This is a genomic window from Microvirga sp. BF8 (assembly GCF_059888585.1).
Window position 1 is genome coordinate 472,635 of the sequence record NZ_CM187619.1, and the last position, 26,973, is coordinate 499,607.

Below are 26,973 nucleotides of genomic sequence, written 5' to 3' on the forward strand. Positions count from 1 at the left end.
GCAGACCGCCGAGCCCCGAAGCGGCCCGGCCCATGGCTTATGGGTTGAACATGGACAGGGTGCATCCGTAGCCGGCTGCCCCCTGTACTGGCGCTGATATAAGAAGGGGTTTCAAACGCCGCAAGACGACGATGAGCGGATGGCCCCCGCTCTTCGCCGTCTCCGGACCTCAGTGTTGCAATCCTGCCATAAGCGAACAGGCTCAGGAGGCTACGCTTGCTGGAGCCCCGCCTCCCATCCGAGGATCGCCTGCTTGCGGGTCAGGCCCCAGTGGTAGCCGGTGAGCGCGCCCGAGCGGCCGAGCACCCGGTGGCAGGGGACGACGAAGGATACAGGGTTCCGCCCGACGGCCGCCCCTACGGCCCGGCAGGCCTTGGGGCTGCCGATATGCCGGGCGATATCGGAATAGGTCGTCGCCCGGTCGCGGGGAATGCGCAGCAGCGTCTGCCAGACCCGGACCTCGAAATCGGTGCCGATGAGGACGACCCGCAGCGGCCGTTCCTCCTGCCACCGGGCCGGGTCGAAGATCCGGCCCGCGAGCGGCGCGGTCGCCATGTGATCCTCGACATAGTCCGCCTTCGGCCAGCGCCGTTGCAGATCCGCCAGTGCCGCCCGGCGGTCGCCATCGTCGACGAATCCCAGCCCGGCGAGACCCCGCTCGGTGGCGACCAGCACGGCCTCGCCGAACGGGGACGGATGGAAGCCGAACCGCATGGTGAGCCCGGCTCCGCCCGCCTTGTAGTCGCCCGGGGTCATCGCTTCGTGCGTCACGAAGAGATCGTGGAGGCGGGCCGGCCCCGACAGGCCGAGCTCGTAGGTCGTGTCGAGAACGCTGGCGGAGGAGGCCAGCAGGGCCTTGGCATTGTCCAGGGTGATCGCCTGGAGAAAGGCCTTCGGCGACAGGCCCGCCCAGCGGCGGAAGAGGTGGTGCACATGGGTCGTCGACAGACCCACATGCTCTGCGATGGCCTCGAGGGAAGGCTGCTCGCGCCAGCGCTCGGAAATAAAGGCGATGATGGAGCGAACCCGCTCGTAGTCGGAATGCGGCGCGTCCGGCACGAGGTCGAAGGCGGCGGGCTCGATGGTGATGTCGCGCAATGTGTTCAGCATGGGCGTGATCCTTTGTCCGCCATCATAGGCATCCGGACGGGCCCGGACACCCGTTTCCTGTGCCGGGGGAATGATGCTTTCGTCCCCATGCGGCGCGGAGCCGTACCGCCGCTGTCATTCCGGGACAGCGCATCACGCTGGGCCCGGAACCCATCGCCACCAGCGGGGCAGGATCGCGCGTGGTGATCTCCGCGGCTGTTCCTTCGGCACTGGCAGCGGTGATGGGTTCCGGACTGGCCTTCGGCCATCCGGAATGACAGCTCATCCAGAAACGCGACGGGCGCACTTATCTCCCCGCACTGTCATGGGGCCGCGAAGGGGAGCCCGCAACCCATCACCGCCAACGGTTGCGGATGGAGCGCGACGGCAACCATAGCCCTCCTTCTGAAACCTCAGCGGTTGGCGTCCCCCGGGTCGGGCCCGGCGCGATGCGCTGTGCCGGAAGGACGGCGGCGGGGAGCGTCAGCGGCCGATGTTCCGTCTTTGTTCTTGACACCCCGCTCAAGCTAGGCTATATCATGACCTGTCCCGCCGCAGCGAGGGGCGCGCGCGCGAGGCGTCGCTGGTGTGGCGGTGGGAACGGTCCCGCAGGCAAGGTCACGCCGCCTTTGCCGGGCGGGGGGCCCAGGCTGTGCCCGGGGCTGCCGGTTGGTCCGCCGCCGCCCGCTGTCGCGAACAGCGGTGTCCGCGCCGGGCAGCAGGCCAGCCCTGCGCCGCCTGTCCGCCGCAACGAACCGTGCGCGATGACGCTTCGGCTCTTCGCTTCACTCCCATCCCACCCGAGCCGGAGCCGACACCGCGCCCCCCTCGAGCCTGCTTCCCCTCCGGGCCACCAAGCCCGGAGGCCGAAGCGGCGTGGCGGTTTCACAGACCGCGCTTCACGTCCGACAGGGCCCGGCCGAAAGCCTTCGCAAAGCTTTCCCGCTCGGGCGGAGACAGGTCCCGGGCGATCACCACATGCTGGCCACGGGAGATGAGCGACAGTTCCTGGAGGCCGTATTCGTCGTCGTCCCGCCGGTCGAGGCGGGTCCAGAGCGGATTGAACCGCCATTCGCGGACCTCGCCACGATCGCTGACCTTCTTGAGCAGCAAACGGATGGGCGTCAGGACCAGGATCTCGAAGGATTGTCCGTGCCGGTTGTTGATTCGGAGGGCGAGATAGAGCCCGAGGACGTCGAGGCCAAAGAATCCGGCAACGGGCCAGAAGCCCAGATACAGGAAAGGCAGGCTTGCGATGATGGACGTAAGACAGAGGAGGATCATCACGATCCGGAAGCCCTGCGGGCCGAGCGACCGATGCGGCCGGATCACGGCCTCGAAGACGGGCCGCTCCAGCCGCTCCATGACTTCGAATGCCGCTTTGCCGCTTTGCATCTCGTCATTATAACGCAATCATGTCCGATCTGAAGCGGTCAACCCGCCGCATTTCCAAATCCAGAGCAGGGCCGGCCGCGCCGGCGGTGGCATCCGTTCCGAAGCAGTCCGGCAGGACAGCCCGTTCCCGCGCGCCGAAGCCGGTCGATCGGGACGTCCTGGTCGAAATCTTTCGCCGCTTCCGCGATCTCAGCCCGGAGCCGAAGGGCGAGCTCGAACATACCAATCCCTATACGCTCCTCGTGGCGGTGGCGCTTTCAGCCCAGTCGACGGATGTCGGTGTGAACAAGGCGACCCGCGGCCTGTTCCCGATCGCCGACACGCCCGAAAAGATGCTGGCGCTCGGCGAAGAGGGCCTGCGCGAACGGATCAAGACGCTTAACTTCTTCAACACCAAGGCGAAGAACGTCATCGCCTTTTCCAAGCGGCTCGTGGAGGAGTTCGGCGGCAAGGTGCCGGATTCCATCGAGATCCTCGAGACCTTTCCGGGCGTCGGCCGCAAGACCGCGAGCGTCGTGGTCAACATCGCCTTCGGCGACCCGCGCATCGCCGTCGACACGCATATCTTCCGCGTCGCGAACCGCATTCCCCTCGCGGTCACCAGAACTCCCCTCGAGACGCAGGTGGCCCTCGAAGCCCGGGTGCCGGACGAGTTCCGGCTTCATGCCCACCACTGGCTGATCCTTCATGGGCGCTATGTCTGCAAGGCGCGCAGGCCGGAATGCTGGCGTTGCCCGATCGCGGATCTCTGCCGCTATCCGGACAAGACGCCGGCGCCCGTCGCAGGGCGGCACATCACCGCCTGAGGCACTGGAACGGACCGCGCGAGCAGGCGATGCCAGGCGTCGAGCAGGCGACACCCTCGGGCCTGCGACTGCAGATGATGCAGCCGTCGGTCCATTCCTGGCAGGAGGCGCCTGGGCTCGCCGGCTGCGGGGCCGACATGGCGATCAGGATGGCGAGCAGCACGGTCGCGACAGCGGTTACGACCGCGATCGTCGCCGCCAGGACTTCGCCGGGTGCGGACATCGGCTCGGTCTAGCCGAACACGATCAGGCCGGCGAGGCCCGCGGCGCCAACGACGATCCGCCACCAGGCGAAGGGGGCGAAGCCGTGGCGCGAGATGTAGTCGAGGAAAGTCTTCACCACGACGAGGGCCGCCAGGAAGGCCGCCACGAATCCGGCAATGATGAGCGAGGCGTCGTTGGCCGAGAGAATTTTGTAGTTCTTCAGGAGGTCGTAGGCGAAGGCGCCGGCCATGGTCGGCATGGCGAGATAGAAGGAGAACTCCGCCGCCGCGCGCTTGTCGGCTCCGAGCATCATGGCGCCGACGATGGTCGCTCCCGAGCGCGATACGCCGGGGATCATGGCAAGGCACTGGAGAAAGCCGATCTTCAGATACATCGGCAGGGGAAACTTGGTGGCATCGTGATGGACGGGCTTCAACGGCATGGCGTCCACCATCAGCAGCACGAAGCCGCCGGCGATCAGGGTCATGCAGACGATCCACGGATCGAACAGCACCTCCTTGATGAAGCCGTGGAGGGCGGCGCCGATCAGGGCGGCGGGCAGGAAGGCCACGAGGACGCCGATGACGAACCGGCGTGCGCCCGGATCGTACGGCAGAGCCTTGGCGATGGCCCAGAGCCGGTTGAAGTAAACCGACAGGATCGCCAGGATCGCTCCGAGCTGGATCAGGACCTCGAAGGTCTTGCCGGTGGACTCGAATCCCAGGAAATGGCCGACGAGCAGAAGGTGGCCTGTCGAGGAGACCGGGAGGAATTCGGTCAGGCCCTCGATGAGGCCCAGGAACAGCGCCTCGATGATTTGCGACATCGTTGGAAATCCTAAAGAGCGGCGCCAGATGGAGGCGGGCCTCCGCCCCTGTCAAGCGAAGCCTGCGCCCTCGGCGCAAGCCGTCTGCGCACGGGACATGAGATTCACCAAAATTCCTTACCGGGCCTTAACGAAACGCGGCCTTATTCTCGCCGCCTGTTTCGCGTCTGAGACGTTCATGGCCATCCTCCATTATCATCCCTTTTGCCCGCACTCGCGGTTTGTGCGCTTGATTCTGGCTGAATTGGGCCTGGAAGCGGACATGATCGAGGAGAAGCCATGGGAGCGGCGGGTCCCGCTGCTCGAAATCAATCCCGCGGGTAACCTGCCCCTGTTCATCGACGATGACGGCCAGGCGGTTCCAGGGCCCTCGGTGATCGCGGAGTACCTCGACGATACGCGGGGAGACAGTCTCGCCGATCGCCGCTTCCTGCCTCGGGGAGCCGCCGACCGGGTCGAGGTCCGCCGGCTGCTCGACTGGTTCCTGGTCAAGTTCCATGGCGAGGTTTCCGATTATCTCGCCACGGAAAAGATCTATAAGCGCTTCATGCCGTCCGAACTGGGCGGCGGTCCGCCCGACATGGGCGCGATTCGCGCGGCGCGAGCCAATGTGCGATACCATCTCAAATATATCGGGTACCTGATCGCAACCCGGAACTGGCTGGCGGGTCACCAACTGACCTACGCGGATCTCGCGGCGGCGGCCCATCTCTCGATAGTGGATTATCTCGGCGACGTGCCATGGGACGAGGACGAAACAGCGAAGCATTGGTACGCCAGGATCAAGTCCCGGCCGTCATTCCGCGCGCTCCTGGCGGATCGCGTGCCGGGCATGGCTCCGTCGGAGCACTACGACAACCTGGACTTCTAGAGGGCGAGGGCCTCAAGCGCGCTCTCGTCGACCGGGCCCGTGGGCTCGGCTTCGATGTCGTCCGCGTCGCCCGCCCGGATGCGATCCCGCTGGCGCCCGGACGGCTCGAGGCCTGGCTTGCCGAGGGACATCACGGCTCCATGGCGTGGATGGCCGAGACGGCCGAGCGCCGCGCCGACCCACGGACCCTCTGGCCCGAGGTACGGAGCGTCATCCTGCTCGGCCTCAATTACGGCCCGGCGGAAGATCCGCTCGCAGCCCTGTCGCTGACGGATCATGGCGCGATCTCGGTCTATGCCCGCAACCGGGACTACCACGATGTCATCAAGGGAAAGCTGAAGGAGGCCGCGGGCCTCCTCGCCGCGAAGGCCGGTGCGGACGTCAAGGTTTTCGTCGATACGGCCCCGGTGATGGAAAAGCCCCTGGCCCAGGCCGCGGGCCTCGGCTGGCAGGGCAAGCACACCGTCGTCGTATCGCGGGAATTCGGCAGCTGGCTCTTCCTCGGCGCGATCTTCACCACGGCGGAATTGCCTGCCGACGCGCCGGAGCGCGACCATTGCGGGTCCTGCCGGCGCTGCCTCGACATCTGCCCGACCAACGCTTTTCCTGCGCCCTACCAGCTCGATGCGCGCCGCTGCATCTCCTACCTCACCATCGAGCACAAGGGCCACATCCCCGTGGATCTGCGGTCCGGCATCGGCAACCGGATCTTCGGCTGCGACGATTGCCTCGCGGTCTGCCCCTGGAACAAGTTCGCGCAGAAGGCCAGCGAAGCACGCCTCGTTCAAAGGGACGACCTCGCGGCGCTCCCACTCGCCGAACTCTCCCGCCTGGATGACGCCGCCTTCCGTGCGCAGTTCTCCGGGACTCCCATCAAGCGGACAGGTCGTGACCGCTTCCTGCGCAACGTGCTCATCGCCATCGGCAATTCGGGTGACAGGCGCCTCGCCGAGGAGGCCGTGCGCCTGCTCGACGATGCCTCTCCCCTGATCCGCGCCATGGCCGTCTGGGCCTTGTCGCGACTGCTGCGCCCGGCCGATCTTGCCCGCCACGCGGCGGGGCGGCGGGACCAGGAGGCGGACGAGGACGTGCGCGCGGAATGGGAACGGGCGCTGGCGCCCCGCGAGGGCGCCGCATGAGGCTTTTCGTCTTCGGCCTCGGCTATACGGCGCTTTCCTTCGTCCGGAGCGGCATCGCCTGGTCCGACGTAACGGGAACGGTCCGGAGCGCGGACAAGGCCGACCGGCTCAGGAGAGACGGTCTCTCGGCCATCCCCTTCCTTCCAGGCAGCGAGGCGGAGCTGGTGCGCGGAATCGGCCAAGCCGATGCGCTGCTGATCTCGGCGCCGCCTTCAGAGGCCGGGGATCCGCTGCTCGCCCGGTTCCGGGATGTTCTCGCCTCGGCCCCGCATCTCGCCTGGATCGGCTATCTCTCCACCACCGGGGTCTATGGCGACCGGGGTGGGGCGTGGACCGACGAAACCGTTCCGGCCAACCCGCAAAGCCTGGCGTCGCGGCGCCGCCTTGCTGCAGAGGAGGCCTGGCTTACTCTGGGGCGCGAGATTCGGAGGCCGGTTCAGATCTTCCGTCTGTCGGGGATCTACGGGCCGGGGCGCAACGCGCTGGCGAACCTCGCGCGCGGCGCGGCCCAGCGCATCGTCAAGCCGGGGCAGATGTTCAACCGGATCCATGTGGACGACATCGCTGCCGTTCTGGCCGCCTCCGTCGCTCGCCCGCGCTCCGGGGCGATCTACAACGTCGCCGACGACGAACCGGCGCCGCCGCAGGATGTGGTGACCTATGCGGCTGCCCTTGCCGGTGTCGATCCGCCACCGGAGATACCCTTCGACGCGGCGGATCTAAGCCCCATGGCGCGCAGCTTCTACGCCGAGAACAAGCGGATCGCGAACCGTCTCGCCAAGGATGAGCTGGACGTCGTGCTTCGCTATCCGACCTATCGCGAGGGTCTCGATGCGCTCTACGCCGCCGGGGAATATGCTCAGGTCGCGTGACGGTTGGCCGTCGGTCCGAAATGGCCGATATAGCGTGGATTGATGGCCGATACGGGCAGGATGACAAGCACATCCGTCGTGCCGAACTGACGGTCGATCACGGCGCCGCGCCCGAAGCTGGCCCCAAGGCGCAGGTAGCCCTTGATCATCGGCGGCAAGGCATGGAGCGCCGCCTTGGGATCGACCGCCTCCTTGGGCAGGAGATCCATTTTCGTGAAACGCTCGGGCAGGGCGCTCGCCTGCCATTCGTCCCGAGCGGACGCGTAATGGTGCAGGAAACTCAGCGGCAGGGCGAGGCTTTGCGGATCCGTGCCCTCCAGGCTGGCGCAGCCGATCATCACGTCGATGCGGTGATGCAGCACGTAAGTCCAGATGCCGTGCCAGAGGAGCTCGACCGTGCGCTTGTTGCGATAGGGCTTGAGCACGCAGGAACGGCCCAGCTCGAGAAAACGCAGGCCGGGATGGGACTGGACCAGCGGGGCGATGTCGTATTCGCCCGCCGTGTAGAAGCCCGTGTGGCGGTCGGCCACCTCCTGGCGGAGCAGGCGGTAGGTGCCGACCACCTGCGGCTTGCCGGGCCGGAAGGGCTTGGACTTCACGTCATGATCGAGCACGAGCAGGTGGTCGCACCAGGCGTCATAGTCGTCGACATCGCGCCGGGACAGCAGAGCCTGCGCGTTTGGGGCGGCCGACATCTCCTCGTAGAAAACCTTGAAGCGCAGCTTCTGCGCCCGGCGGATCTCCTTGGCCGTCGTGGCGAGGCGGACTTCGAGCGATCCGATTCGACCCAGGACCGGATCCAGCGTGCCGTGGTCGCGAACAATCCTCCCCAGCCCCGGAATGAACTTGGCCATGCCCTTCGCGCCGAGCTCCGGCGACGAGAGGGGCGCCGGCGGAGCGAAACGGGTCAGCGGCGCTTCGTTCAGGGGGGAAGACGTCATCGAGACCTCGTTCGATTGAAGTGAATTGGGCGGGCCTTGGAGAGGGCCGGCTCCCTTGCGCTGAGACATAAAACTCATTTCGAACGGTTTTGTGACAGAGAAGATCGAGGATCGAGAGGGACTTATCAAGGGTCCTGCCATATTTCTGTCATGCTGCCCCCAAGCCTCAATTCCCATGAAATCCGCAGGTCGGCGAGTCCTCAGGCCAGCGCTGCGGTGGAGCGTCTGTCGGCGGATGCGCGGTAGGACAGGGCCTCTGCAATGTGAATCCGACGGACGCGCTCCTCCCCGTCGAGATCGGCGAGGGTGCGCGCCACCTTGAGGACCCGGTGAAAGCCGCGGGCCGAGAGGCGCATGGCATTCGCGGCGTCACGGATGAGCGACGCGCCCTCGGGATCCGGCCGGGCGATCTCATCGAGAACCGGCGGCGGGCAGGCGGCATTGGTGGCGACGCCTTCGAGTTTCAGGGCGGCATAGCGTCTGGCCTGCCGCTCCCTGGCGCCGGCGACCCTGGCGGCCGCTTCGGCGGAGCCTTCCGCCGGGGGTGGCAGGATCAGGTCCGCCGCCGTCACCGCAGGGACATCGATGACGAGGTCGATCCGGTCGAGGAGCGGACCGGAAATCCTGGCCTGGTACTGCGCCATGCAGCGCTCGTTCGGCTGGCGCCGGCAGACGAACCCGGGCTCCGTCGCCTGCCCGCAGCGGCACGGATTCATCGCCGCCACGAGCTGGAAGCGCGCCGGATAGGCGACACGGTGATTCGCCCGGGCGATCAGGATCTCTCCCGCCTCGAGGGGCTGCCGCAGGGAATCGAGCACCTGCGGCTGGAATTCCGGCAGTTCATCGAGAAAGAGCACGCCGTGATGGGCGAGCGATGCCTCGCCAGGGCGGGCATTCAGGCCCCCGCCGACGAGCGCGGCCATGGATGCCGAATGGTGCGGCGCCCGGAACGGGCGGCGATTCGTCAAGGCTCCGTTCGCCAGAAGCCCGGCCACGGACTGGATCATCGAGAGTTCGAGCAGTTCCCGCGGGGCGAGGGGCGGCAGGATGGAGGGCAGGCGTTGGGCCAGCATGGACTTGCCGGCGCCCGGCGGGCCGGACATCAGGAGGTTGTGCGCTCCGGCCGCTGCGATCTCGAGGGTCCGCTTGGCGCTCTCCTGTCCCTTGATGTCCCGGAGGTCCGGCAAGGTGCCCGAGACGGGCATGATGGCCGGCTTTGGCCTCGCCATGACCTGGCTGCCCTTGAAGTGATTGGCGAGCTGGATCAGCGATTCCGGCGCCAGGATCTCGATGTCGCTGCTGGCCCAGGCGGCCTCGGCGCCGCAGGCCGCGGGGCAGATCAGCCCCTGCTGCCGCTCGAAGGCCGCCATGGCGGCAGGCAGCACGCCGGCGACCGAGGTGATCGATCCGTCGAGTGCCAGTTCGCCGAGGACCGTGAAGCCGCTCAGGGCGTCCGGCGGAATCGCGCCCATCGCCGCCATGACGCCGAGGGCGATCGGCAGGTCGAAATGGCTGCCCTCCTTCGGCAGGTCGGCGGGAGCGAGGTTGACGGTGATGCGCTTGGCGGGCAGGGCGAGGCCGGACGCGACCAGCGCGGAGCGCACCCGCTCGCGGGATTCCGCAACGGCCTTGTCGGGAAGTCCGACTATGGTGAAGGCCACGTTGCCCGCCGCGATCTGAACCTGCACATCGACCGCGCGCGCTTCGATTCCTTCGAAGGCGACAGTTGAAACGCGCATGACCATCAGGCAGGAACTCCGTGAAAGGCGAAGCTTATCGTATGCTATATCGATGCGATAGAGATTCGTGCCGGCGCGACGGCCATTGCTCTTCGCCCCGTCGCGCAGCCGCTAGAGCTGCGCTTTCAGCCGATAGAGTGCCTCCAGCGCATCCCGGGGGGTCATCTGGTCCGGATCCATGGCCCCGAGGGCGTGGCGGAGGGGATCGGGGGCGTCATCTTTCGCAGGTTCGGCGCGGGCCGACACTGCGAAAAGGGGAAGATCGTCCACGAGCGCCCGCTTGGGATGCTCCCGGTCGGAGCGTTCGAGCTCGCTCAGGATCGCTCTCGCCCGCTCGACGACGGCGATCGGCAGGCCCGCGAGCCGCGCCACCTGCAATCCGTAGGATCGATCCGCCGTGCCGGGAACGACCTCATGCAGGAACACCACGTCGCCATGCCATTCCGTCACCTTCAACGTGGCGTTCGACAGGCGCGGAAGGCGTTCGGCCAGGGCCGTCAACTCGTGGAAGTGCGTTGCGAACAGCGCCCGGCAGCGGTTGGCTTCATGCAGGTGCTCGATGGCGGCCCAGGCGATGGACAGGCCGTCGAAGGTGGCGGTGCCGCGCCCGATCTCGTCGAGGATGACGAGGGAGTGCGAGGTCGCCTGATTGAGAATGGTCGCGGTCTCGACCATTTCGACCATGAAGGTGCTCCGCCCGCGCGCCAGGTCGTCCGCGGCGCCGACACGGGAGAAGAGGCGGTCCACGACTCCGATCCGGGCTTCTTTCGCCGGCACGAAGGAGCCCATCTGCGCCAGCACGACGATCAGGGCGTTCTGGCGCAGATAGGTGGACTTGCCGCCCATGTTCGGGCCCGTGATCAGCAGGATATGGCCCGCATCCTTGCCCGAGAGGTCGGAGTCGTTGGCGATGAAGGCCTCGCCGTCGCGCTTGAGCGCCGCCTCGACGACCGGATGGCGTCCGCCCCTGATGCGGAAGGAAAGGCTCCTGTCGATGGCGGGCCTCGTCCAGTCGAGCCGCATGGCAAGCTCGGCGAGGGCTGCCGACACATCCACCACGGCGATGGCTTGCTCCGCGGAAGAGATGGCCGCCGACAGATCCGCGAGTTCCCGGGCCATGGTCTCGAACAGCCCCAGCTCGATGCGAAGGGCCCGATCGGCCGCCGAGGCGATCTTGGCTTCGAGCTCGCCGAGCTCGACGGTGGAGAACCGCATGGCGCCGGCCATGGTCTGGCGGTGGACGAAGACCTCTTTCCAGGGCTCCTTCAGCAGATCCTCGCCCACGTTCTGCGGCACCTCGACGAAGTAGCCGATCATGTGGTTGTGCTTCACGCGCAGTGCACGGCAGCCGGTTTCGGTGGCGTAGCGCGCCTGCAGGGCGGCGATGAAGCGGCGGGAATCCTGTTGAAGCTCCCGAAGCTCGTCCAGATTCGGGTCGTAGCCGGCGCGGATGAAGCCGCCGTCGCGCTTCAGAAGGGGCATTTCGTCCGCCAAGGCCGCCGTCAGCTTCTCGGCCACGGCCGTGTCGAGGGATTGCAGCTTCCGGGACGCCTCGGAAAGCTCCTCCGGCAGGTCCGGCGCAATGGCGAGTTCGAGGCCGAGGTCGCGCGCCGCCAGGAGGCCGTCGCGGAGGCAGGCGAGATCGCGCGGGCCGCCGCGGCCGAGACCCAGACGCGACAGGGCCCGCGCGAAATCGGGCGACCGCTTGAGGATTCGGCGCAGGCGATCGCGCAAGTCGCCGTTCTCCAGAAGGGCGGCGACCGAGTCCAGCCGTTCCTGGATCATGTCCGGATCGGTCAGGGGGCCGGCAAGCCGCTCGCCCAGGAGCCGGGCGCCGCCCGGGGTCACCGTGCAGTCGATCGTGGCCAGCAGGCTCCCCGCCCGCTCGCCGGAAAGGGTCCGCGTGAGCTCCAGGTTCGCTCGCGTCGCCGCGTCGATGGCCAGAGCCGGGCCCGTCTTCTCACGGGAGGGCGGGTTCAGCACGGGGCGGCTGCCGATCTGTGTCTTTTCGATATAGAAGAGCGCGCTGCCCGCCGCGATGATCTCGGCGCGGCCGAAAGAGCCGAAGGCATCGAGAGTGGCGACCCCGAAATAATCCTTCAACCGTCGTTCCGCGGAGGCGGGATCGAGCCCTTCGCGGGACAGGGGCGTGATGGCGGCCTTCGTTTCCCGCCAGAAGGCCGCCAGCTCCGGGTCGTCGTGGATGACGTCCGGCACCAGGATCTCCCGGGGTTCGAAACGGGCGATCTCGGCGGAGAGCCCCGCGCCGTCCGTCTCGCTCAGGACGAAATGACCTGTGGATATGTCGACGGCCGCCAGACCGTAGCACCAGTCATGGTCCGACAGCCGGCGCCGGGCGACGGCGAGAAAGAAATTGGCCCTGCCCGGATCGAGAAGGCGGTCCTCGGTGATCGTGCCGGGCGTCACCAGCCGCACCACGTCGCGGCGCACGACGGATTTCGCACCGCGCTTCTTGGCCTCGGCGGGATCCTCGGTCTGCTCGCAGACGGCAACCCGATGGCCGAGGCCGATCAGGCGCTGCAGGTAGTCGTCGGCCCGCTCCACGGGCACCCCGCACATGGGAATGTCCTGTCCCAGGTGCTTCCCGCGCTTGGTCAGAACGATCCCGAGCGCCTGACTCGCGATTTCCGCATCCTCGAAGAACAGCTCGTAGAAGTCGCCCATCCGGTAGAAGAGGAGGCTGTCGGGATTGGCGGCCTTGATCTCGATGTACTGCGCCATCATCGGCGTGACGCGGCTGTCCGGCGCGGGTCTGGCGGTGGCGCGCGCATCGGGTTCGGCGCTGGCGGGGGGGAGGGCTCGGGCTTGGGACGACATCCTGATCTTACTAGCAAAACCCGCGTCGGCTTTCACCCGTGGCATAGGGTCGGGGAGAGGGGTGTGGACAAGTCTTGAGGGAAAGCGCGTCCTTGCCTTAAGGTCTCAGGCTCCCTTGGAAACGCCTCGAGATAAGAAATACACAATCAATGACCGATCAGTCCTCGACACGCCGCAGCCGGCCGACCTTCACCGATCAAGAGGCGCTTCAGTTCCATGCGCAGGGACGACCCGGGAAGCTGGAGATCGTACCGACCAAGCCCATGGCGACGCAGCGGGACCTGTCCCTGGCCTATTCCCCCGGCGTCGCGGTGCCCGTGAAGGCCATCGCCGAGAATCCCTCGCTGGCCTTCGATTACACCACCCGCTCCAACATGGTGGCCGTGATCACCAACGGCACAGCGATTCTCGGACTCGGCAATCTCGGGGCGCTGGCCGCGAAGCCGGTCATGGAGGGCAAGGCCGTCCTGTTCAAGCGTTTCGCGGATGTGGACTCGATCGATCTCGAGATCGATACCGAGGATGCGGATGCCTTCATCAACAGCGTCCGCTATCTCGGCCCCTCCTTCGGCGGCATCAATCTCGAGGACATCAAGGCGCCGGAATGCTTCATCATCGAGGAGCGCCTGCGCGAGCTCATGGACATTCCCGTCTTCCATGACGATCAGCACGGCACGGCGATCATCGCGGCGGCGGGACTCCTCAACGCCCTCCACCTCACCGGCCGCAACATGGCCCAGACCAGGCTGGTGGTGAACGGGGCGGGAGCCGCCGGCATCGCCTGCACGGAGCTGCTCAAGGCGATGGGCGTCGCACCGAACAATGTCATTCTCTGCGACACGAAGGGCGTGATCTACAAGGGTCGGACCGAAGGCATGAACCAGTGGAAGTCCGCCCATGCCGTGGAAACCAAGGCGCGCACGCTGGAAGAGGCGCTCGACGGCGCGGATGCGGTGCTCGGACTTTCGGTCAAGGGGGCCTTCACGGACGACATGATCCGATCCATGGCGCCCAACCCGATCATCTTCGCCATGGCCAACCCCGATCCCGAGATCACGCCCGAGGAGGTCGCGCGCATCCGCGACGATGTCATCATCGCGACGGGCCGGTCGGACTATCCGAACCAGGTCAACAACGTCCTCGGGTTCCCCTACATCTTCCGCGGCGCCCTCGACGTGCAGGCGACCACAATCAACATGGAGATGAAGATCGCGGCGGCGCAGGCCCTGGCGGATCTCGCCCGTGAGGACGTGCCCGACGAGGTGGCGGCGGCCTATCAGGGCGCGCGTCCGCGCTTCGGGCGCGAATACATCATTCCGGTGCCCTTCGATCCCCGGCTGATCCAGATGGTTCCGCAGGCCGTCGCGCAGGCGGCGATGGACACGGGCGTTGCCCGCCGCCCCATCGTCGATATGCGCGGCTACAAGGCACAGCTCTCGGCCCGCCGCGATCCGGTGGCGGGAACCTTGAACCGGATCTTCGAGCGCGTGCGCCGCTTCCCGAAACGGGTCGTCTTCGCGGAGGGCGAGGAGGAGCAGGTGATCCGCGCGGCCTTGTCCTTCATCAACCAGGGACTCGGACGGGCCATTCTCGTCGGGCGCGAGGACCGCATCCACGCCACGGCGGCCCAGGCGGGAATCGATCTCGAGGGGCGCGAAGGGATCGAGATCCACAATGCCCGTCTGTCGCACCGCAACAGCACCTATGCGCAGTTCCTCTACGAGCGCCTGCAGCGATCGGGCTTCCTGTTTCGCGATTGCCAGCGCCTGATCAACCAGGACCGCAATCACTTCGCCGCCTCCATGGTGGCGATGGGCGATGCAGACGCCATGGTGACGGGCGCGACGCGCAACTACTCCACGGCCCTGGCCGATGTCCGCCGCGTCATCGATGCCAAACCGGGGCATCGCGTGATCGGCCTGTCCCTCTGCCTTGCCCGCGGCCACACGGTTCTCGTGGCCGACACGGCCATCCACGAGATGCCGACGGCGCAGGAACTGGCGGAGATCGCCATTGAATCGGCCGGTGTCGCCCGCCGGCTGGGTTATGAACCGCGCGTGGCGCTGCTCTCGTTTTCGACCTTCGGTCATCCGCGGGCGGAGCGTGCCGAGAAGATCCAGGAAGCGGTCCGCATTCTCGACGGCATGCGCCTCGATTTCGAATACGACGGCGAGATGGCGGCGGACGTGGCACTCGACCGCGATGTGATGGCGCAATACCCGTTCTGCCGCCTGACCGGACCTGCCAATGTTCTGGTCATGCCGGCGTTCCACTCGGCGTCGATCTCGACCAAGATGCTGCAGGAACTCGGTGGCGCCATGGTGCTCGGTCCCATGGTCGTCGGCCTCGACCGGCCGGTCCAGATCGTCTCGCTCGGCGCGACGGACGCGGACATCGTCAACATGGCGGCGCTCGCCGCCTACAACATCGGCGGCTGAGCCGTTCCGGGCAGGGTTGTTCCGGAGCCGCGATCCCGTTCACGGAGTAAGGCCGCTCAGCCCTGCATGATTGTGGGGCTGGGATGCATTCCCGGAGAATGGTCCCGAGGCGTCACACGGGCTAAAGTCCGCCGGCGAACCGAACAAGGGGGATCAATCTTGACAGTCCGGAAACCGACCACGGTCGTCTTCGACGTGGGCAATGTCCTGTTGCGCTGGGATCCGCGCAACCTCTACCGCACGATCTTCGACGACGAAGCCGAGATGGAGTGGTTTCTCGGGACCGTCTGCACCAACCAGTGGAATCTGGAACAGGACCGCGGACGGGACTGGGACGAGGCGGTGGCGCTTCTGGTGAAGGATTATCCGGATCATGAGGCCTCGATCCGCGCCTTCCATCATCGCTGGGAGGAGACCGTTTCCGGCGCGATCGAGGAGAATGTGGCCCTGCTCGCGCGCCTGCGGAAGGCCGGCGTCCCGAACTACTGCATCACGAATTTCTCGGCCCCTAAATTCTCCCTGGCGAAGCAGCGCTTCCCGTTCCTGGACGGTTTTCAGGGCACCATCGTCTCGGGGGAGGAGCGGATGCTCAAGCCCGAACCCGAGATCTACACCCTGCTTCTGGACCGCTACGGCCTCGAGGCCGATGCCTGCGTCTTCATCGACGATTCCAGGGCGAACGTGGAGGGAGCCAGGTCCGTGGGAATGCACGCGATCCACTTCGTCGAGCCGATGGACCTTGCCGCAGAGCTTCAGCGTCACGGCATCGCCGCCTAAGGATCGCCTTGCCCTCTCGCTCCGCTTGCGCCATCAGGCGGCATGCGTGCCTTCGTGACAGCTCTTCCCATCGATGAGGTGCTCGCCGATCTGACGGCGAGCCTTCGTGCGCGGCCGAATGCGGTTCTCGTCGCCCCGCCGGGAGCAGGCAAGACGACGCGGGTGCCCCTGGCCCTCCTCGACGAGCCCTGGGCAGAGGGCCGCAAGCTCATCGTTCTCGAACCGCGCCGGCTTGCTGCCCGGGCGGCTGCCGATCGCATGGCCCGGACCTTGGGGGAGGCGGTCGGCGAGACCGTGGGGCTTCGCGTTCGCCTCGGATCCAAGATCGGCCGCAGGACGCGGATCGAAGTGGTGACCGAGGGCGTGTTCGCCCGCATGATCCTGGACGATCCTGCCCTCGACGGGGTTGCCGGAATTCTGTTCGACGAGTTCCACGAGCGCTCCCTCGACGCCGATCTCGGCCTTGCCCTCGCCCTCGATGCCCAAGGGGGATTGCGGGAGGACCTCCGCCTGCTTGTCATGTCCGCGACCCTCGACGGAGCCAGGGTCGCGAAGCTCCTCGGAAATGCTCCCGTGATCCAGTCGGAGGGCAGGGCCTTCCCGGTCGACACCCGCTACCTGGGTCGCGACCCGAACCGCCGCATCGAGGAACAGGTGACGGATGCCGTCCTTCGGGCCCTGCGGGCGGAGACGGGCTCGATCCTGGTCTTCCTGCCGGGCCAGGGGGAGATCCGTCGCGTCGACGCTCTCCTGCGCGAACGCGTCGCCGACCCGATGGTCGACCTCGCGCCGCTCTATGGCGCCCTCGACCGGGCCGAACAGGACCTCGCCGTGTCTCCCGCCAAGCCGGGCCGCCGCAAGATCGTTCTCGCCACCTCCATCGCCGAGACCTCCCTGACCATCGAGGGGGTAAGGGTCGTGGTGGATTCGGGGCTTGCCCGCGTCCCGGTCTACGAGCCGGATATCGGCCTGACCCGTCTCGAGACGGTGCGCGTCTCGCGCGCCGCCGCCGATCAGCGCCGGGGACGGGCCGGACGGACGGAGCCCGGCATCTGCTACCGCCTCTGGGAGGAGGCCGCGACCGGGGCGCTCGAACCTTTTGCACGGCCCGAAATCCTGTCTGCGGACCTGGCGCCGCTGCTCCTCGATTGCGCCGCCTGGGGCGTCACGGATCCGACGGCGCTGTCCTTCCTGGATCCGCCACCGGCGCCGGCCCTGAAGGAGGCGAGGGCGCTGCTGCAGCAACTCCTGGCCCTCGATGAGGACGGGCGGATCACCGAAGCCGGACGGCACCTGCGCGACCTGCCCTTGCCGCCGCGTCTGGCACGCATGGTGCTGAGGGCTGGCGAAGGCGGGCAGGCACGCGACGCCGCCGAGATCGCAGCCGTTCTCGTCGAGCGCGGGCTCGGCGGCGATGCCGTGGATCTTTCCGACCGGATCGACCGCTTCCGCCGCGACCGCTCCCGGCGCGCCGAGGACATGCGGCGCATGGCCGAGGGCTGGGCCCGAAGCGTCCCCAAGGCCTCGGCTCCGGAGCCTGAGCGTTCCGTGGGAGCGATTCTGGCCTTGGCTTATCCGGACCGCCTCGCCAAGCGGCGTGGCAAGCCCGGGGAATATCTCATGGCCAACGGACGCGGCGCGAACCTCCAGCCCCACGAGCGCCTGGCGAAGGACCCCTTCCTGGCGATCGCCGAGATCGCGGGCGGGGCCGCCTCGGCACGAATCCTTGCCGCCGCCGCCATCGACCTCGACGAGGTCGAGGCGCTCCTCGAGGACGAGATCGAGCGGCAGGACGAGGTCGTCTTCGACCGGCAGGCCAAGGCCCTTCGCGCGCGCGCCGTCAGGCGCTATGGCGCATTGATCCTCAGCGAGCGGCCCTTGCCCGTTCCGGCGACGGAAGACTCCGCCCGTTCCCTGGCGGCCGGTCTCGTCTCGCTGGGGCTTTCCGCGCTGCCCTGGTCCAAGCCTCTGGCGCAATGGCGTGACCGGGTCATGTTCCTTCGCAAGGCCGAGGGGGACGAATGGCCGGATGTGTCGGATGAGGCGCTCGGCACGGCGGCGGAGGAGTGGCTGGCGCCTCACCTCATCGGAAAGGCCAGCCTCGGCGAGATCGGCCCCGAGCTCCTGAGCGAGGCGGTCAGGAGCCTGCTGCCGTGGAATCTCCAGCGGCGCCTCGATGCGGAGGCGCCGACCCATGTGGAGGTGCCGACCGGCTCTCAGATTCCCGTCGACTATGGAACCGAGGAAGGGCCGGTCCTGGCGGTCCGTGTCCAGGAACTGTTCGGCCTCGATAAGCACCCGACCCTTGCCGGGGGACGCGTGCCGCTGATCCTTCACCTGCTTTCGCCCGCGCAACGCCCGATCCAGATCACGCGCGATCTGCCGGGGTTCTGGCGCGGGTCCTGGGCGGCTGTCCGCGCCGACATGCGCGGCCAATATCCCAAGCATCCATGGCCGGAGGATCCGATCGCAGCTCCGCCGACCCGCCGCGCCAAGCCGAGGGGCACCTGAACCAGATCAAGGATCGAAGGTGGCGATCAGTCGTTCCGCCGTGGCGCGGTTGAGGGCCATGGGGATGTTGTAGACGAGGGCGAGGCGCATCAGCGCCTTTACGTCCACGTCATGAGGGTGAGGCGAGAGCGGATCGACGAAGAAGAACAGGGCGTCGATCCTGCCATCGGCGATCATGGCGCCGATCTGCTGGTCGCCGCCGAGAGGACCGCTCTTCAGCCGAGTGACAGAGAGGGAGGGGCATCGCTCCATGACACGCCCGCCCGTCGTTCCCGTGGCGAAAAGCTCAAAGGGACGGATGGAATTTTCATGCATGGCGACGAAATCGGCCATGTCGTTCTTTTTGGCGTCGTGAGCCACGAGCGCCAATGTCAGCTTTGGCATGGTGAGATTGATGTCAGTTGTTCCAGCGGTCGCGCCACTGCATCTCGCCGGTCAGGCAATTGGCGCGGGCAGGGCTTTGGATGCGCTCGATCCGAGGGGCATGGGGTGTAAGGTTGGCGACTTCGAGAAGGATCTTGGTCTTGATCGCATTGATGAACTGGTCGCGCTCACGAACCGGAACCATGAACGCCCCCTGACCTCCGATGACGCAGTCCCTGTAATAGATGTCGAGTTCGGGAATGTCGAGGTAGCCAGGCTTGCGCAACATGATCGGCAGACCGTTGATGGTGATGCCCTTGGCGAGAGCCTCGTCCCGGGCCTGTTCGACTCCGCGTCCCTGGTTGTTGGGGCCATCGCCGGAGATGTCGATCACCTGACGGGTTGCCGTCACGTCGAGGTCATCGAAAAGCTTGGCGCTGAAATCGATGGCGCTCGAAATCGACGTGCGCTGAGCACGGCTCAAGGGCGTCGAGGAAATCCGGTCTGCGAAAGCCATGAGGCTCTCGGAATTGTCGAGGACCGTCCAGGGAATGATCACCTTCTGGTCCGAGGTCCCGGCCCATTCCATGTAGGTCACGGCAATCCTGCCCAGAAGGCCGCCCCGAATGGCCTCGTGCACGAGCGGGGAGCGGAAGGCCTGGGCAAATCCCTCGCGCTGCAGGCCTTGCTCTTCCGTGTCCATGGAGAAGGAAATATCCACTGCCAGGACCAGGGCCAGGTCCACCTCCGTCTGCGCCTTTGCCTGCGGCGGAGCCATCAGGCACGCCAAGGCTAGCGCGAGGCCTGCCACGAAACGCATGCAGCCGGAGCGAACCATCGGTGATCTCCCTTGAGGAGCCGGTCTGGTTCGAGGAAGTGTGCCAGCTTCCTGGCATGACGCAAGGTTAAGTTTTGTGTCTCTTTTTCTCCACGATGGCGAGGGCTGCCCAGAAGGTGGCGTCGGGGTCGAGGTCGGTCGTATCGAGGGTGATCGCGTCGGCGGCGGCCTTCAGCGGCGCCGTCGCCCGCGTCATGTCGCGCTCGTCGCGGCGGCGGATATCCGCAAGGATTCCCTCATAGGCCACCGCCTCGCCTCGCCGCAGGAGTTCGAGGTGGCGGCGCCGGGCCCGCTCCTCCGGGGTGGCAGTAATGAACAGCTTCACATCCGCATCGGGGCAGACGACGGTTCCGATGTCCCGCCCGTCGAGCACGGCCCCCGGCTCCTGGCTCCCGAACTGGCGCTGAAACGCCAGGAGGGCATCGCGCACGGGCTGGTAGGCGGAAATGACCGAGGCGGCTTCGCCCATCCGGGCGCCTCGAAGGTCGGGCGCGTCGAGATGGGTCACGTCGAGATTGTTCGCCGCCGCGGCTGCGGCGTCCCGGTCGGCGAGGGGGATGTCCTGGTTCAGCAGCACGGAGGCGACAGCGCGGTAAAGCAGCCCAGTGTCGAGATGGGCGAAGCCGAGGTGATCGGCAAGGCGCTTGCCAAGGGTGCCTTTGCCCGATGCTGCCGGGCCGTCGATGGCAATGATCATGGCATGCATCAATCGAGGATCGTGGCGCCCAGCTCCCGCATGAGCGGGATGAAGGTCGGGAAGCTGGTGGCGATCATCGCGCCGTCATCGACCGTGATGGGCTCCTGGGTCGCCAGCCCCATGACCAGAAATGCCATGGCGATCCGGTGATCGAGGTGGGTCGCGACCGGCTTGCCTCCGCCCCGAACCTTTCCGTGAGAGCCATGGACGATGAGGTCGTCGCCCGCAATCTCATAGGATACGCCCGCCTCTGCCAGACCGGCGGCAACGGCGGCGAGGCGATCGGATTCCTTTACCCTCAGCTCATGGAGACCCTCCATGCGGGTCGTTCCCTCGGCGAAGGAAGCGGCCACGGCCAGGATGGGGTATTCGTCGATCATCGCCGGGGCCCGGGCCGCCGGCACGGTCACGCCGCTGAGGCGGCTTGCCTGGACCCGCAGGTCGGCCACGGTCTCTCCGCCTTCGTCGCGCTCGTTCAACCGCTCGATGGACGCACCCATCTCCAGGAGGGTCGTGATCAGGCCGGTCCGAAGGGGGTTCATCATCACGCCTTCGACAACGATGTCCGAGCCGGGCGTGATCAAAGCGGCGACGATCGGGAATGCCGCCGAGGAAGGATCGCTCGGGACCACGACCGTCGAGCCGCGGAGCTCCGGCTGGCCCTGGAGGGTGATGGCGCGGCCATGTTCGCCGTGGGCGGCGACGTCCACCGTTGCGCCAAAGTGGCGCAGCATCCGTTCCGTGTGATCGCGGGTGGCCTCGCGCTCGAGGACCGTGGTGCGGCCCGGGGAGTTCAGGCCAGCGAGCAGCACGGCCGATTTGATCTGGGCCGAGGCCGCCGGGGTTTCGTAGGTGATCGGGATCGTCTCGCGCGGCCCGCGCAAGGTAAGGGGGACACGCCCGCCCTCGGCCTCGCTGACCACGGTGACGCCCATCCTGACCAGCGGATCGAGGATGCGGCGCATCGGGCGCTTGCGCAGAGATGCGTCCCCATCGAAGGTCGTGGTGATCGGATGGCTGCCGGCCACCCCCATCATCAGCCTGGAACCCGTGCCGGCATTGCCGAAATCGAGGACGCCCGGCGGCTCCGTCAGGCCGCCGATTCCGGCTCCAAGGATCCGCCAGCGTCCCGGGGCCTCGCGGGTAATCGTCGCGCCCAGGGCTTTGCAGGCCTCGGCCGTGCGCAACACATCGTCGCCTTCGAGGAGACCCTCGACCCTGGTCTCCCCGATGGCGAGAAGGCCGAGGATCATGGACCGGTGCGAGATCGACTTGTCGCCGGGAACACGAAGACGGCCACGCAGGGCCGAGCCGGCCCGGCTCGTGACCGGTGATGCCAATCCATGCGCCTGCGCCATTCCCGACCCTTTCCTCACGTGTCCGGGGCGGCTCCTAACACGGGCTTTCGGTGCCGTCATCCCGGCGCGGGACCCGGTCCGGACTTCTCCTGCAATTTCTTATTTGACAAGGGATGCCCCCGCGACTAACGGAGCCTTCCCAACCATCCAGATTGAGGCATAACCCGTGGCCAAACCGGAACTCGGCTTGAAGCGCCAGTGCATGAGCTGCGGCGCGAAATTCTACGATCTCAACAGGGATCCCGCTGTCTGCCCCAAATGCGGCACCGCATTTCAGGTCGCCGCCCTGAGCCGCGTCGCCGCTCCCGCCATCGCTCATGCGCCCAGCGACGAGGACGAGACCGAACTCGAATCGACGGGCGCCGAAATGGTCTCCCTCGACGAGGTCGAGGCGGGCGAGTCCGAAAAGGACATCCCGACCGACGACGACATCGATGTGGGCGACGATGTCGCCGATGACGATACCTTCCTCGAGGACGAGGAGGAGGGCGATGACGACGTGTCGGACCTGATCGACAGCGACCTGGAGGACGATGAAGAGGCTTGAACCTCTCATCAGACCCGACTATAGAAACGCCGCTGCTATCAGCGGCGACCCTTTCCGCGGTGCCCCAACACCGCGGCTGGCGTGGGGCCATAGCTCAGTTGGGAGAGCGCTTGAATGGCATTCAAGAGGTCGGCGGTTCGATTCCGCCTGGCTCCACCAAACTTTCCCTGAAGCCTCAGTTTCAGCCCATGGGTCGAAGACCCGGATCGGTTGTCTCGCGATAACCATGTTTGGCCGTCTTCAACCGATAATCGAAGATGACTGAGCCACATTCCGCTCAATCTCCGTCAAACCGTAGCCCTGACATCCCATACCACCCGATCAAACCCCGGGAATTCGAAGACGGCGCTTTGCCCGTCATCGGGTGAACGGCATTCCCCTTTTGTCCATCGGCGAAACAAATATCCGGCTTGGCCGTTGAAGCATTCGAGGGCTTTGCGCCCGACAATGCGTTCTCGGAAACATTCGCAGGAGTGAGCCGGTGACCACGCTCAAGGAATTCGAGGATGCGCTCCGGGAACAGGGGATGCACATGGCCCTCGCAATCCTGGAGAAACTGCGTGAGCGCGACCGGGTCACGCGGACGATTTCGCCGGCACGGCGCATCGCGGGACGGAAAATGACTCCCGATCTTGCCAGGCAGATCCTCGAGCTACACGCGACCACGGAAATGACGCAGCAGGAGATTGCCTTCAAACTCGGAGTCAATCAGGGCCGGGTCAATGAAGTCATCAAGCGGGGAAAGTGGCTGCACGACGATCCGCTGGCGCCCGAGGCGGTCGCCCGGGACAGGGCGAAGGCCCGCCTTGCCGAGAAGCGTTCGGATCCGAAGCTGCGGCCGCCTGTGGCCTTGCCCCTCTCCAACGGACGAAAGACGACCAGGAAGTCCCGCCGCAGCCAGCAGGAGCAGCTCGCCCTGGGCGACCTCTAGCGGCGGACGGCAGCCATATCACCTTAGCCCATCGGACAGCTTGCACGGCTGGCCGATCTCGCGCGACATCATCCCTGGCGCCGGAGATGCTTCGGGCTGGCGGCCCCTTGGCTCGCATGCGTAAGATCGGGTCCGGCCCCTCGTCCCGCTCCCGCCTTCGCCTGTGGCAAAAGTCCATTCCGCTCCTAGTTTTCCCGGGGAGAGCTTGAGATCCATGACAACATATGAGCCGCTGACCCTGCACGTTCCGGAACCGGCCGTTCGCCCGGGAGGAGCGCCGGACTTTTCCAATGTGAAGATTCCCAAGGCCGGCGCCGTGCCGCGGCCAGACGTCGATGCAGACCCTGAGAGCATTCGTGACCTGGCCTATTCCATCATCCGGGTCCTCAACCGCAACGGTGAGGCCGTTGGGCCCTGGGCGGGCCTGCTTAGCGATGAGGAGCTTCTCGACGGCATGCGGCACATGATGACACTCCGCGCTTTCGACGCGCGCATGGTGACAGCCCAGAGGCAGGGCAAGACGTCGTTCTACATGCAGCATCTCGGCGAGGAGGCCATCAGCTGTGCGTTCCGCAAGGCGCTCGCCGACGGCGACATGAACTTTCCGACCTATCGCCAGGCCGGGCTCCTGATCGCCGGCGGCTATTCCATGGTCGACATGATGAGTCAGGTCTATTCGAACGCGCACGACCCTCTCAAGGGACGCCAGCTGCCGATCATGTACTCGGCGAAGGATCATGGTTTCTTCACGATCTCGGGCAACCTCGCGACCCAATTCATCCAGGCCGTCGGATGGGCGATGGCCTCCGCCATCAAGAACGACACCAAGATTGCGGCGGCCTGGATCGGAGATGGCTCCACGGCCGAGTCCGACTTTCACGCCGCGCTCGTCTTCGCATCGACCTACAAGGCGCCCGTGGTCCTGAACATCGTGAACAATCAGTGGGCGATTTCGACCTTCCAAGGCATCGCCAGGGGAGGATCGGGCACGTTCGCAGCGCGTGGCCTGGGTTTCGGCCTGCCGTCACTCCGCGTCGACGGCAACGATTACCTCGCCGTCCATGCCGTCGCAAAATGGGCTGTCGAGCGCGCACGCCGCAATCTCGGGCCGACCCTGATCGAGTATGTGACCTACCGGGTCGGCGCCCACTCCACCTCCGACGATCCTTCGGCATACCGACCGAAGGCCGAATCGGATGCGTGGCCCCTTGGCGATCCGATCATCCGCCTGAAGAACCACCTGATTGGACGCGGCGTCTGGTCCGAGGAGCGTCACAAGCAGGCCGAGGCGGAAATTCTCGATGCCGTGATTGCGGCGCAGAAGGAAGCTGAAAGCTACGGCACCCTTCATGCAGGCGGAAAACCCTCCGCACGGGAAATGTTCGAAGGCGTCTATGCCGAAATGCCGCCACATCTGCGCAAGCAGCGCCAGCAGGCCGGAGTCTGACCATGGGAAAAATGACGATGGTCGAGGCCATTCGCGATGCCATGGATGTGATGATGGCGCGCGACGACGACGTTGTGGTCTTCGGGGAGGATGTCGGCTATTTCGGCGGTGTCTTCCGCTGCACCCAGGGACTTCAGCAGAAGTACGGACGAACCCGCTGCTTCGATACGCCGATCAGCGAGTCCGGCATCGTTGGAGCCGCCATCGGGATGGCGTCTTACGGCCTCAAGCCCTGCGTCGAGATCCAGTTCGCGGACTACATGTATCCGGCCTATGACCAGATCGTGTCGGAGGCGGCGCGTCTGCGCTATCGTTCCAACGGTCAGTTCACGTGTCCGATGGTGGTCCGGATGCCGACTGGCGGCGGCATCTTCGGCGGGCAGACCCACAGCCAGAGTCCCGAGGCCCTGTTTACCCATGTGTCGGGACTGAAAACGGTGGTCCCGTCAAATCCTTATGACGCAAAAGGGCTTTTGATCGCCGCGATTGAGGATCCAGATCCTGTCATCTTCCTGGAGCCGAAGCGTCTGTATAACGGCCCGTTTGACGGGCACCACGACCGGCCCGTGACACCCTGGTCCAAACATGAGCTCAGCGAGGTGCCGAGCGGCCATTTCACCGTTCCGCTCGGCAAGGCGACCGTTGTCCGCAAGGGTGCCGCGATCACCGTGCTCGCCTATGGCACAATGGTCTACGTGGCTCAGGCTGCCGCCGCCGAGAGGAATATCGACGCCGAGATCATAGACCTGAGATCCCTGCTGCCCCTCGACATGGACACCATCGTCGCCTCGGTCAAGAAGACCGGGCGCTGCGTGGTCGTGCATGAAGCGACATTGACATCGGGTTTCGGCGCCGAACTCGCTGCGCTGGTTCAGGAAGCCTGCTTCTTCCACCTCGAAGCGCCGATTGCGCGCGTGACGGGGTGGGATACACCCTATCCCCACGCGCAGGAATGGGATTACTTCCCCGGGCCTGCGCGCGTCGGGCGCGCGCTCATCGAGACGATGGAGGGCTGAAATGGGCGAGCATGTCATCAAGATGCCTGATGTCGGCGAAGGGATTGCCGAGGCGGAACTCGTCGAATGGCACGTCAAGGTCGGCGACCTCGTCCGGGAGGATACGCTTCTCGCAGCCGTCATGACGGACAAGGCGACCGTGGAGATCCCGTCCCCCGTGGAAGGCAAGATCCTCTGGCTCGGCGCCGGGATCGGCGACGTCGTGGCCATTGGGTCACCCCTGATCCGTCTGGAGGTCGAGGGCGAAGGGAACGTGCGTCCCGGCGCGGCGCAGAAGGCGGAGTCCGCGGGGAGGGCAACGGTTGTCCCGGCCGAGGGAACCGGCGTCGACGCCGTTGAAAAGCCGGCCGAGAAGCCTCGCCCTTCCGCTGCGCCTGCCCCGGCACAGGCGCGCATTGCGGAACCCGGCTCAAGCAACCTGGGCCAGCGTCCTTCGGTGCCGGTTGCACGAGGGGAGGGCGAAAGGCCCCTGGCATCTCCTGCCGTACGATTGCGGGCGAAAGACGCCGGCATCGACCTGCGCCAGGTGCCTGGTTCGGGTCCCGCCGGTCGGATCACGCACGAGGATATCGATCAGTTCATGGCTCATGGGCGCCAGTCGCCGAAGGGCCCGGGACTGGTTCCGAACACGTCCGTTCAGGAGGTCAAGGTCATTGGGCTTCGGCGCAAGATCGCCGAGAAGATGGCGCTTGCGAAGTCGCGCATCCCGCACATTACCTATGTTGAGGAAATCGACGTAACAGCGCTGGAAGAGCTGCGCGCCGTTCTCAATCAGCAGAAACGGCCGGAGCAGCCGAAACTGACCATCCTTCCATTCCTGATGCGCGCCATGGCCAAGGCCATTGCCGATCAGCCGCACCTGAACGCCCTCTATGACGACGAGGCCGGCATTGTCCGCCAGTACGGCGGCGTTCATGTCGGCATCGCCGCTCAGACCAGTTCCGGACTGATGGTGCCTGTCGTCAAGCATGTGGAGGCGCGGGATCTCTGGGGCTGTGGCGTCGAGATCAACCGCCTGGCCGAGGCTGCGAAATCGGGAACCGCAACCAGGGATGAACTGACCGGCTCGACCATCACCATCACATCCCTGGGGGCCATGGGCGGCGTCGTCACGACGCCGGTCATCAACTATCCCGAGGTCGCCATCGTCGGCGTCAACAAGATCATGACGCGGCCGGTCTGGGACGGGGCATCCTTCGTTCCGCGCAAAATGATGAACCTGTCGTCCAGCTTCGATCATCGGGTCGTGGACGGTTGGGATGCGGCCGTCTTCATTCAGCGCATCAAGGCGCTTCTGGAGACCCCGGCCCTGATCTTCGTAGAAAGTTGA

24 protein-coding genes and 1 tRNA gene are annotated in these 26,973 nt (G+C 66.2%); 14 read left to right on the forward strand and 11 right to left on the reverse strand.

Going from position 1 to position 26,973, the window contains the following annotated elements; translation table 11 throughout:
* Positions 1-210: 210 nt before the first annotated feature.
* Both AC522E_RS02185 and AC522E_RS02190 read right to left on the reverse strand, forming a co-directional pair.
* On the reverse strand, positions 211-1,110 hold the full coding sequence (locus tag AC522E_RS02185) for a methylated-DNA--[protein]-cysteine S-methyltransferase (RefSeq protein ID WP_500748772.1): 900 nt from the start codon (positions 1,108-1,110) through the stop codon (positions 211-213).
* Between the two features lie 864 nt (positions 1,111-1,974).
* Positions 1,975-2,484: a DUF2244 domain-containing protein gene (locus AC522E_RS02190; RefSeq protein ID WP_500748773.1), complete on the reverse strand. Its 510-nt coding sequence runs from the start codon at positions 2,482-2,484 to the stop codon at positions 1,975-1,977.
* A gap of 20 nt (positions 2,485-2,504) precedes the next feature.
* Here AC522E_RS02190 and nth point away from each other — a divergent pair, with 20 nt between their 5' ends.
* Positions 2,505-3,290: an endonuclease III gene (gene nth / locus AC522E_RS02195; protein WP_500748774.1), complete on the forward strand. Its 786-nt coding sequence runs from the start codon at positions 2,505-2,507 to the stop codon at positions 3,288-3,290.
* Between the two features lie 29 nt (positions 3,291-3,319).
* Positions 3,320-3,526, forward strand: a complete 207-nt coding sequence (locus AC522E_RS02200; RefSeq protein WP_500748775.1) for a hypothetical protein — start codon at positions 3,320-3,322, stop codon at positions 3,524-3,526.
* Here the strand turns inward: AC522E_RS02200 and AC522E_RS02205 are convergent.
* A complete protein-coding gene (locus AC522E_RS02205) occupies positions 3,523-4,320 on the reverse strand; it encodes an undecaprenyl-diphosphate phosphatase (RefSeq protein WP_500748776.1) in 798 nt (265 codons plus the stop codon). The genes AC522E_RS02200 and AC522E_RS02205 overlap by 4 nt on opposite strands.
* Positions 4,321-4,498: 178 nt before the next feature.
* On the opposite strand from AC522E_RS02205, the gene AC522E_RS02210 reads away from it, so the two are divergent.
* Positions 4,499-5,191, forward strand: a complete 693-nt coding sequence (locus AC522E_RS02210; protein WP_500748777.1) for a glutathione S-transferase family protein — start codon at positions 4,499-4,501, stop codon at positions 5,189-5,191.
* Here the strand turns inward: AC522E_RS02210 and AC522E_RS02215 are convergent.
* Complete coding sequence (locus tag AC522E_RS02215) at positions 5,188-5,322, reverse strand: hypothetical protein (RefSeq protein WP_500750821.1); 135 nt, start codon at positions 5,320-5,322, stop codon at positions 5,188-5,190. The genes AC522E_RS02210 and AC522E_RS02215 overlap by 4 nt on opposite strands.
* Between AC522E_RS02215 and queG the strand changes: the two genes are divergently transcribed.
* Complete coding sequence (queG, locus tag AC522E_RS02220) at positions 5,275-6,330, forward strand: tRNA epoxyqueuosine(34) reductase QueG (protein WP_500750563.1); 1,056 nt, start codon at positions 5,275-5,277, stop codon at positions 6,328-6,330. The genes AC522E_RS02215 and queG overlap by 48 nt on opposite strands.
* The gene (locus AC522E_RS02225; RefSeq protein WP_500748778.1) at positions 6,327-7,202 is read left to right on the forward strand and encodes an SDR family oxidoreductase; all 876 of its coding nucleotides are present in this window, start codon (positions 6,327-6,329) and stop codon (positions 7,200-7,202) included. The genes queG and AC522E_RS02225 overlap by 4 nt, the downstream gene beginning before the upstream one ends.
* Here the strand turns inward: AC522E_RS02225 and olsB are convergent.
* From olsB to mutS, 3 genes are all read right to left on the reverse strand, one after another.
* Positions 7,190-8,056, reverse strand: coding sequence for a l-ornithine N(alpha)-acyltransferase (gene olsB, locus AC522E_RS02230; protein WP_500750564.1), 867 nt, complete (start codon positions 8,054-8,056; stop codon positions 7,190-7,192). The genes AC522E_RS02225 and olsB overlap by 13 nt on opposite strands.
* Before the next feature lie 287 nt (positions 8,057-8,343).
* On the reverse strand, positions 8,344-9,888 hold the full coding sequence (locus AC522E_RS02235; protein WP_500748779.1) for a YifB family Mg chelatase-like AAA ATPase: 1,545 nt from the start codon (positions 9,886-9,888) through the stop codon (positions 8,344-8,346).
* Positions 9,889-9,993: 105 nt separating this feature from the next.
* A complete protein-coding gene (gene mutS / locus AC522E_RS02240; protein ID WP_500748780.1) occupies positions 9,994-12,720 on the reverse strand; it encodes a DNA mismatch repair protein MutS in 2,727 nt (908 codons plus the stop codon).
* A gap of 149 nt (positions 12,721-12,869) precedes the next feature.
* Between mutS and AC522E_RS02245 the strand changes: the two genes are divergently transcribed.
* From AC522E_RS02245 to hrpB, 3 genes are all read left to right on the forward strand, one after another.
* Positions 12,870-15,158 (forward strand): NADP-dependent malic enzyme, encoded by a 2,289-nt coding sequence (locus AC522E_RS02245; protein WP_500748781.1) that lies wholly within the window; start codon positions 12,870-12,872, stop codon positions 15,156-15,158.
* Positions 15,159-15,317: 159 nt separating this feature from the next.
* Entirely contained in the window at positions 15,318-15,935 is a 618-nt protein-coding gene (locus AC522E_RS02250) for an HAD family hydrolase (RefSeq protein ID WP_500748782.1), read from the forward strand.
* 42 nt (positions 15,936-15,977) lie between these two features.
* Positions 15,978-18,446, forward strand: coding sequence for an ATP-dependent helicase HrpB (gene hrpB / locus AC522E_RS02255; RefSeq protein WP_500748783.1), 2,469 nt, complete (start codon positions 15,978-15,980; stop codon positions 18,444-18,446).
* 6 nt (positions 18,447-18,452) lie between these two features.
* Here the strand turns inward: hrpB and AC522E_RS02260 are convergent, their stop codons facing one another.
* From AC522E_RS02260 to aroA, 4 genes are all read right to left on the reverse strand, one after another.
* Positions 18,453-18,830, reverse strand: coding sequence for a methylglyoxal synthase (locus tag AC522E_RS02260; RefSeq protein WP_500748784.1), 378 nt, complete (start codon positions 18,828-18,830; stop codon positions 18,453-18,455).
* Between the two features lie 13 nt (positions 18,831-18,843).
* Positions 18,844-19,647, reverse strand: a complete 804-nt coding sequence (locus AC522E_RS02265) for a DUF1194 domain-containing protein (protein WP_500748785.1) — start codon at positions 19,645-19,647, stop codon at positions 18,844-18,846.
* Between the two features lie 67 nt (positions 19,648-19,714).
* Positions 19,715-20,344 carry a (d)CMP kinase gene (cmk, locus tag AC522E_RS02270; protein WP_500748786.1) on the reverse strand — a complete coding sequence of 210 codons (630 nt, stop codon included), beginning with the start codon at positions 20,342-20,344 and terminating at the stop codon, positions 19,715-19,717.
* Between the two features lie 8 nt (positions 20,345-20,352).
* Positions 20,353-21,702, reverse strand: coding sequence for a 3-phosphoshikimate 1-carboxyvinyltransferase (aroA, locus tag AC522E_RS02275; protein WP_500748787.1), 1,350 nt, complete (start codon positions 21,700-21,702; stop codon positions 20,353-20,355).
* 166 nt (positions 21,703-21,868) lie between these two features.
* Here aroA and AC522E_RS02280 point away from each other — a divergent pair, with 166 nt between their 5' ends.
* The 6 genes from AC522E_RS02280 (at position 21,869) to AC522E_RS02305 (ending at position 26,973) form a co-directional block, all read left to right on the forward strand.
* Complete coding sequence (locus tag AC522E_RS02280; protein WP_500748788.1) at positions 21,869-22,249, forward strand: TIGR02300 family protein; 381 nt, start codon at positions 21,869-21,871, stop codon at positions 22,247-22,249.
* Positions 22,250-22,332: 83 nt separating this feature from the next.
* Positions 22,333-22,408 (forward strand) — tRNA-Ala (locus AC522E_RS02285).
* Positions 22,409-22,730: 322 nt separating this feature from the next.
* Positions 22,731-23,180, forward strand: coding sequence for a sigma factor-like helix-turn-helix DNA-binding protein (locus AC522E_RS02290; protein ID WP_500748789.1), 450 nt, complete (start codon positions 22,731-22,733; stop codon positions 23,178-23,180).
* Positions 23,181-23,394: 214 nt separating this feature from the next.
* Complete coding sequence (locus AC522E_RS02295) at positions 23,395-24,627, forward strand: 3-methyl-2-oxobutanoate dehydrogenase (2-methylpropanoyl-transferring) subunit alpha (protein ID WP_500748790.1); 1,233 nt, start codon at positions 23,395-23,397, stop codon at positions 24,625-24,627.
* A gap of 2 nt (positions 24,628-24,629) precedes the next feature.
* Positions 24,630-25,643, forward strand: coding sequence for an alpha-ketoacid dehydrogenase subunit beta (locus AC522E_RS02300; protein ID WP_500748791.1), 1,014 nt, complete (start codon positions 24,630-24,632; stop codon positions 25,641-25,643).
* Position 25,644: 1 nt separating this feature from the next.
* Positions 25,645-26,973 (forward strand): dihydrolipoamide acetyltransferase family protein, encoded by a 1,329-nt coding sequence (locus AC522E_RS02305; protein ID WP_500748792.1) that lies wholly within the window; start codon positions 25,645-25,647, stop codon positions 26,971-26,973.

Coding starts and splice junctions, on each gene's coding strand:
- AC522E_RS02185 (WP_500748772.1), bottom strand. CDS start 1,110: ATGCTGAACACATTGCGCGACATCACCATCGAGCCCGCCGCCTTCGAC.
- AC522E_RS02190 (WP_500748773.1), bottom strand. CDS start 2,484: ATGCAAAGCGGCAAAGCGGCATTCGAAGTCATGGAGCGGCTGGAGCGG.
- nth (WP_500748774.1), top strand. CDS start 2,505: ATGTCCGATCTGAAGCGGTCAACCCGCCGCATTTCCAAATCCAGAGCA.
- AC522E_RS02200 (WP_500748775.1), top strand. CDS start 3,320: ATGCCAGGCGTCGAGCAGGCGACACCCTCGGGCCTGCGACTGCAGATG.
- AC522E_RS02205 (WP_500748776.1), bottom strand. CDS start 4,320: ATGTCGCAAATCATCGAGGCGCTGTTCCTGGGCCTCATCGAGGGCCTG.
- AC522E_RS02210 (WP_500748777.1), top strand. CDS start 4,499: ATGGCCATCCTCCATTATCATCCCTTTTGCCCGCACTCGCGGTTTGTG.
- AC522E_RS02215 (WP_500750821.1), bottom strand. CDS start 5,322: ATGTCCCTCGGCAAGCCAGGCCTCGAGCCGTCCGGGCGCCAGCGGGAT.
- AC522E_RS02225 (WP_500748778.1), top strand. CDS start 6,327: ATGAGGCTTTTCGTCTTCGGCCTCGGCTATACGGCGCTTTCCTTCGTC.
- olsB (WP_500750564.1), bottom strand. CDS start 8,056: ATGGCCAAGTTCATTCCGGGGCTGGGGAGGATTGTTCGCGACCACGGC.
- AC522E_RS02235 (WP_500748779.1), bottom strand. CDS start 9,888: ATGGTCATGCGCGTTTCAACTGTCGCCTTCGAAGGAATCGAAGCGCGC.
- mutS (WP_500748780.1), bottom strand. CDS start 12,720: ATGTCGTCCCAAGCCCGAGCCCTCCCCCCCGCCAGCGCCGAACCCGAT.
- AC522E_RS02245 (WP_500748781.1), top strand. CDS start 12,870: ATGACCGATCAGTCCTCGACACGCCGCAGCCGGCCGACCTTCACCGAT.
- hrpB (WP_500748783.1), top strand. CDS start 15,978: ATGCGTGCCTTCGTGACAGCTCTTCCCATCGATGAGGTGCTCGCCGAT.
- AC522E_RS02260 (WP_500748784.1), bottom strand. CDS start 18,830: ATGCCAAAGCTGACATTGGCGCTCGTGGCTCACGACGCCAAAAAGAAC.
- AC522E_RS02265 (WP_500748785.1), bottom strand. CDS start 19,647: ATGGTTCGCTCCGGCTGCATGCGTTTCGTGGCAGGCCTCGCGCTAGCC.
- cmk (WP_500748786.1), bottom strand. CDS start 20,344: ATGATCATTGCCATCGACGGCCCGGCAGCATCGGGCAAAGGCACCCTT.
- aroA (WP_500748787.1), bottom strand. CDS start 21,702: ATGGCGCAGGCGCATGGATTGGCATCACCGGTCACGAGCCGGGCCGGC.
- AC522E_RS02295 (WP_500748790.1), top strand. CDS start 23,395: ATGACAACATATGAGCCGCTGACCCTGCACGTTCCGGAACCGGCCGTT.
- AC522E_RS02300 (WP_500748791.1), top strand. CDS start 24,630: ATGGGAAAAATGACGATGGTCGAGGCCATTCGCGATGCCATGGATGTG.
- AC522E_RS02305 (WP_500748792.1), top strand. CDS start 25,645: ATGGGCGAGCATGTCATCAAGATGCCTGATGTCGGCGAAGGGATTGCC.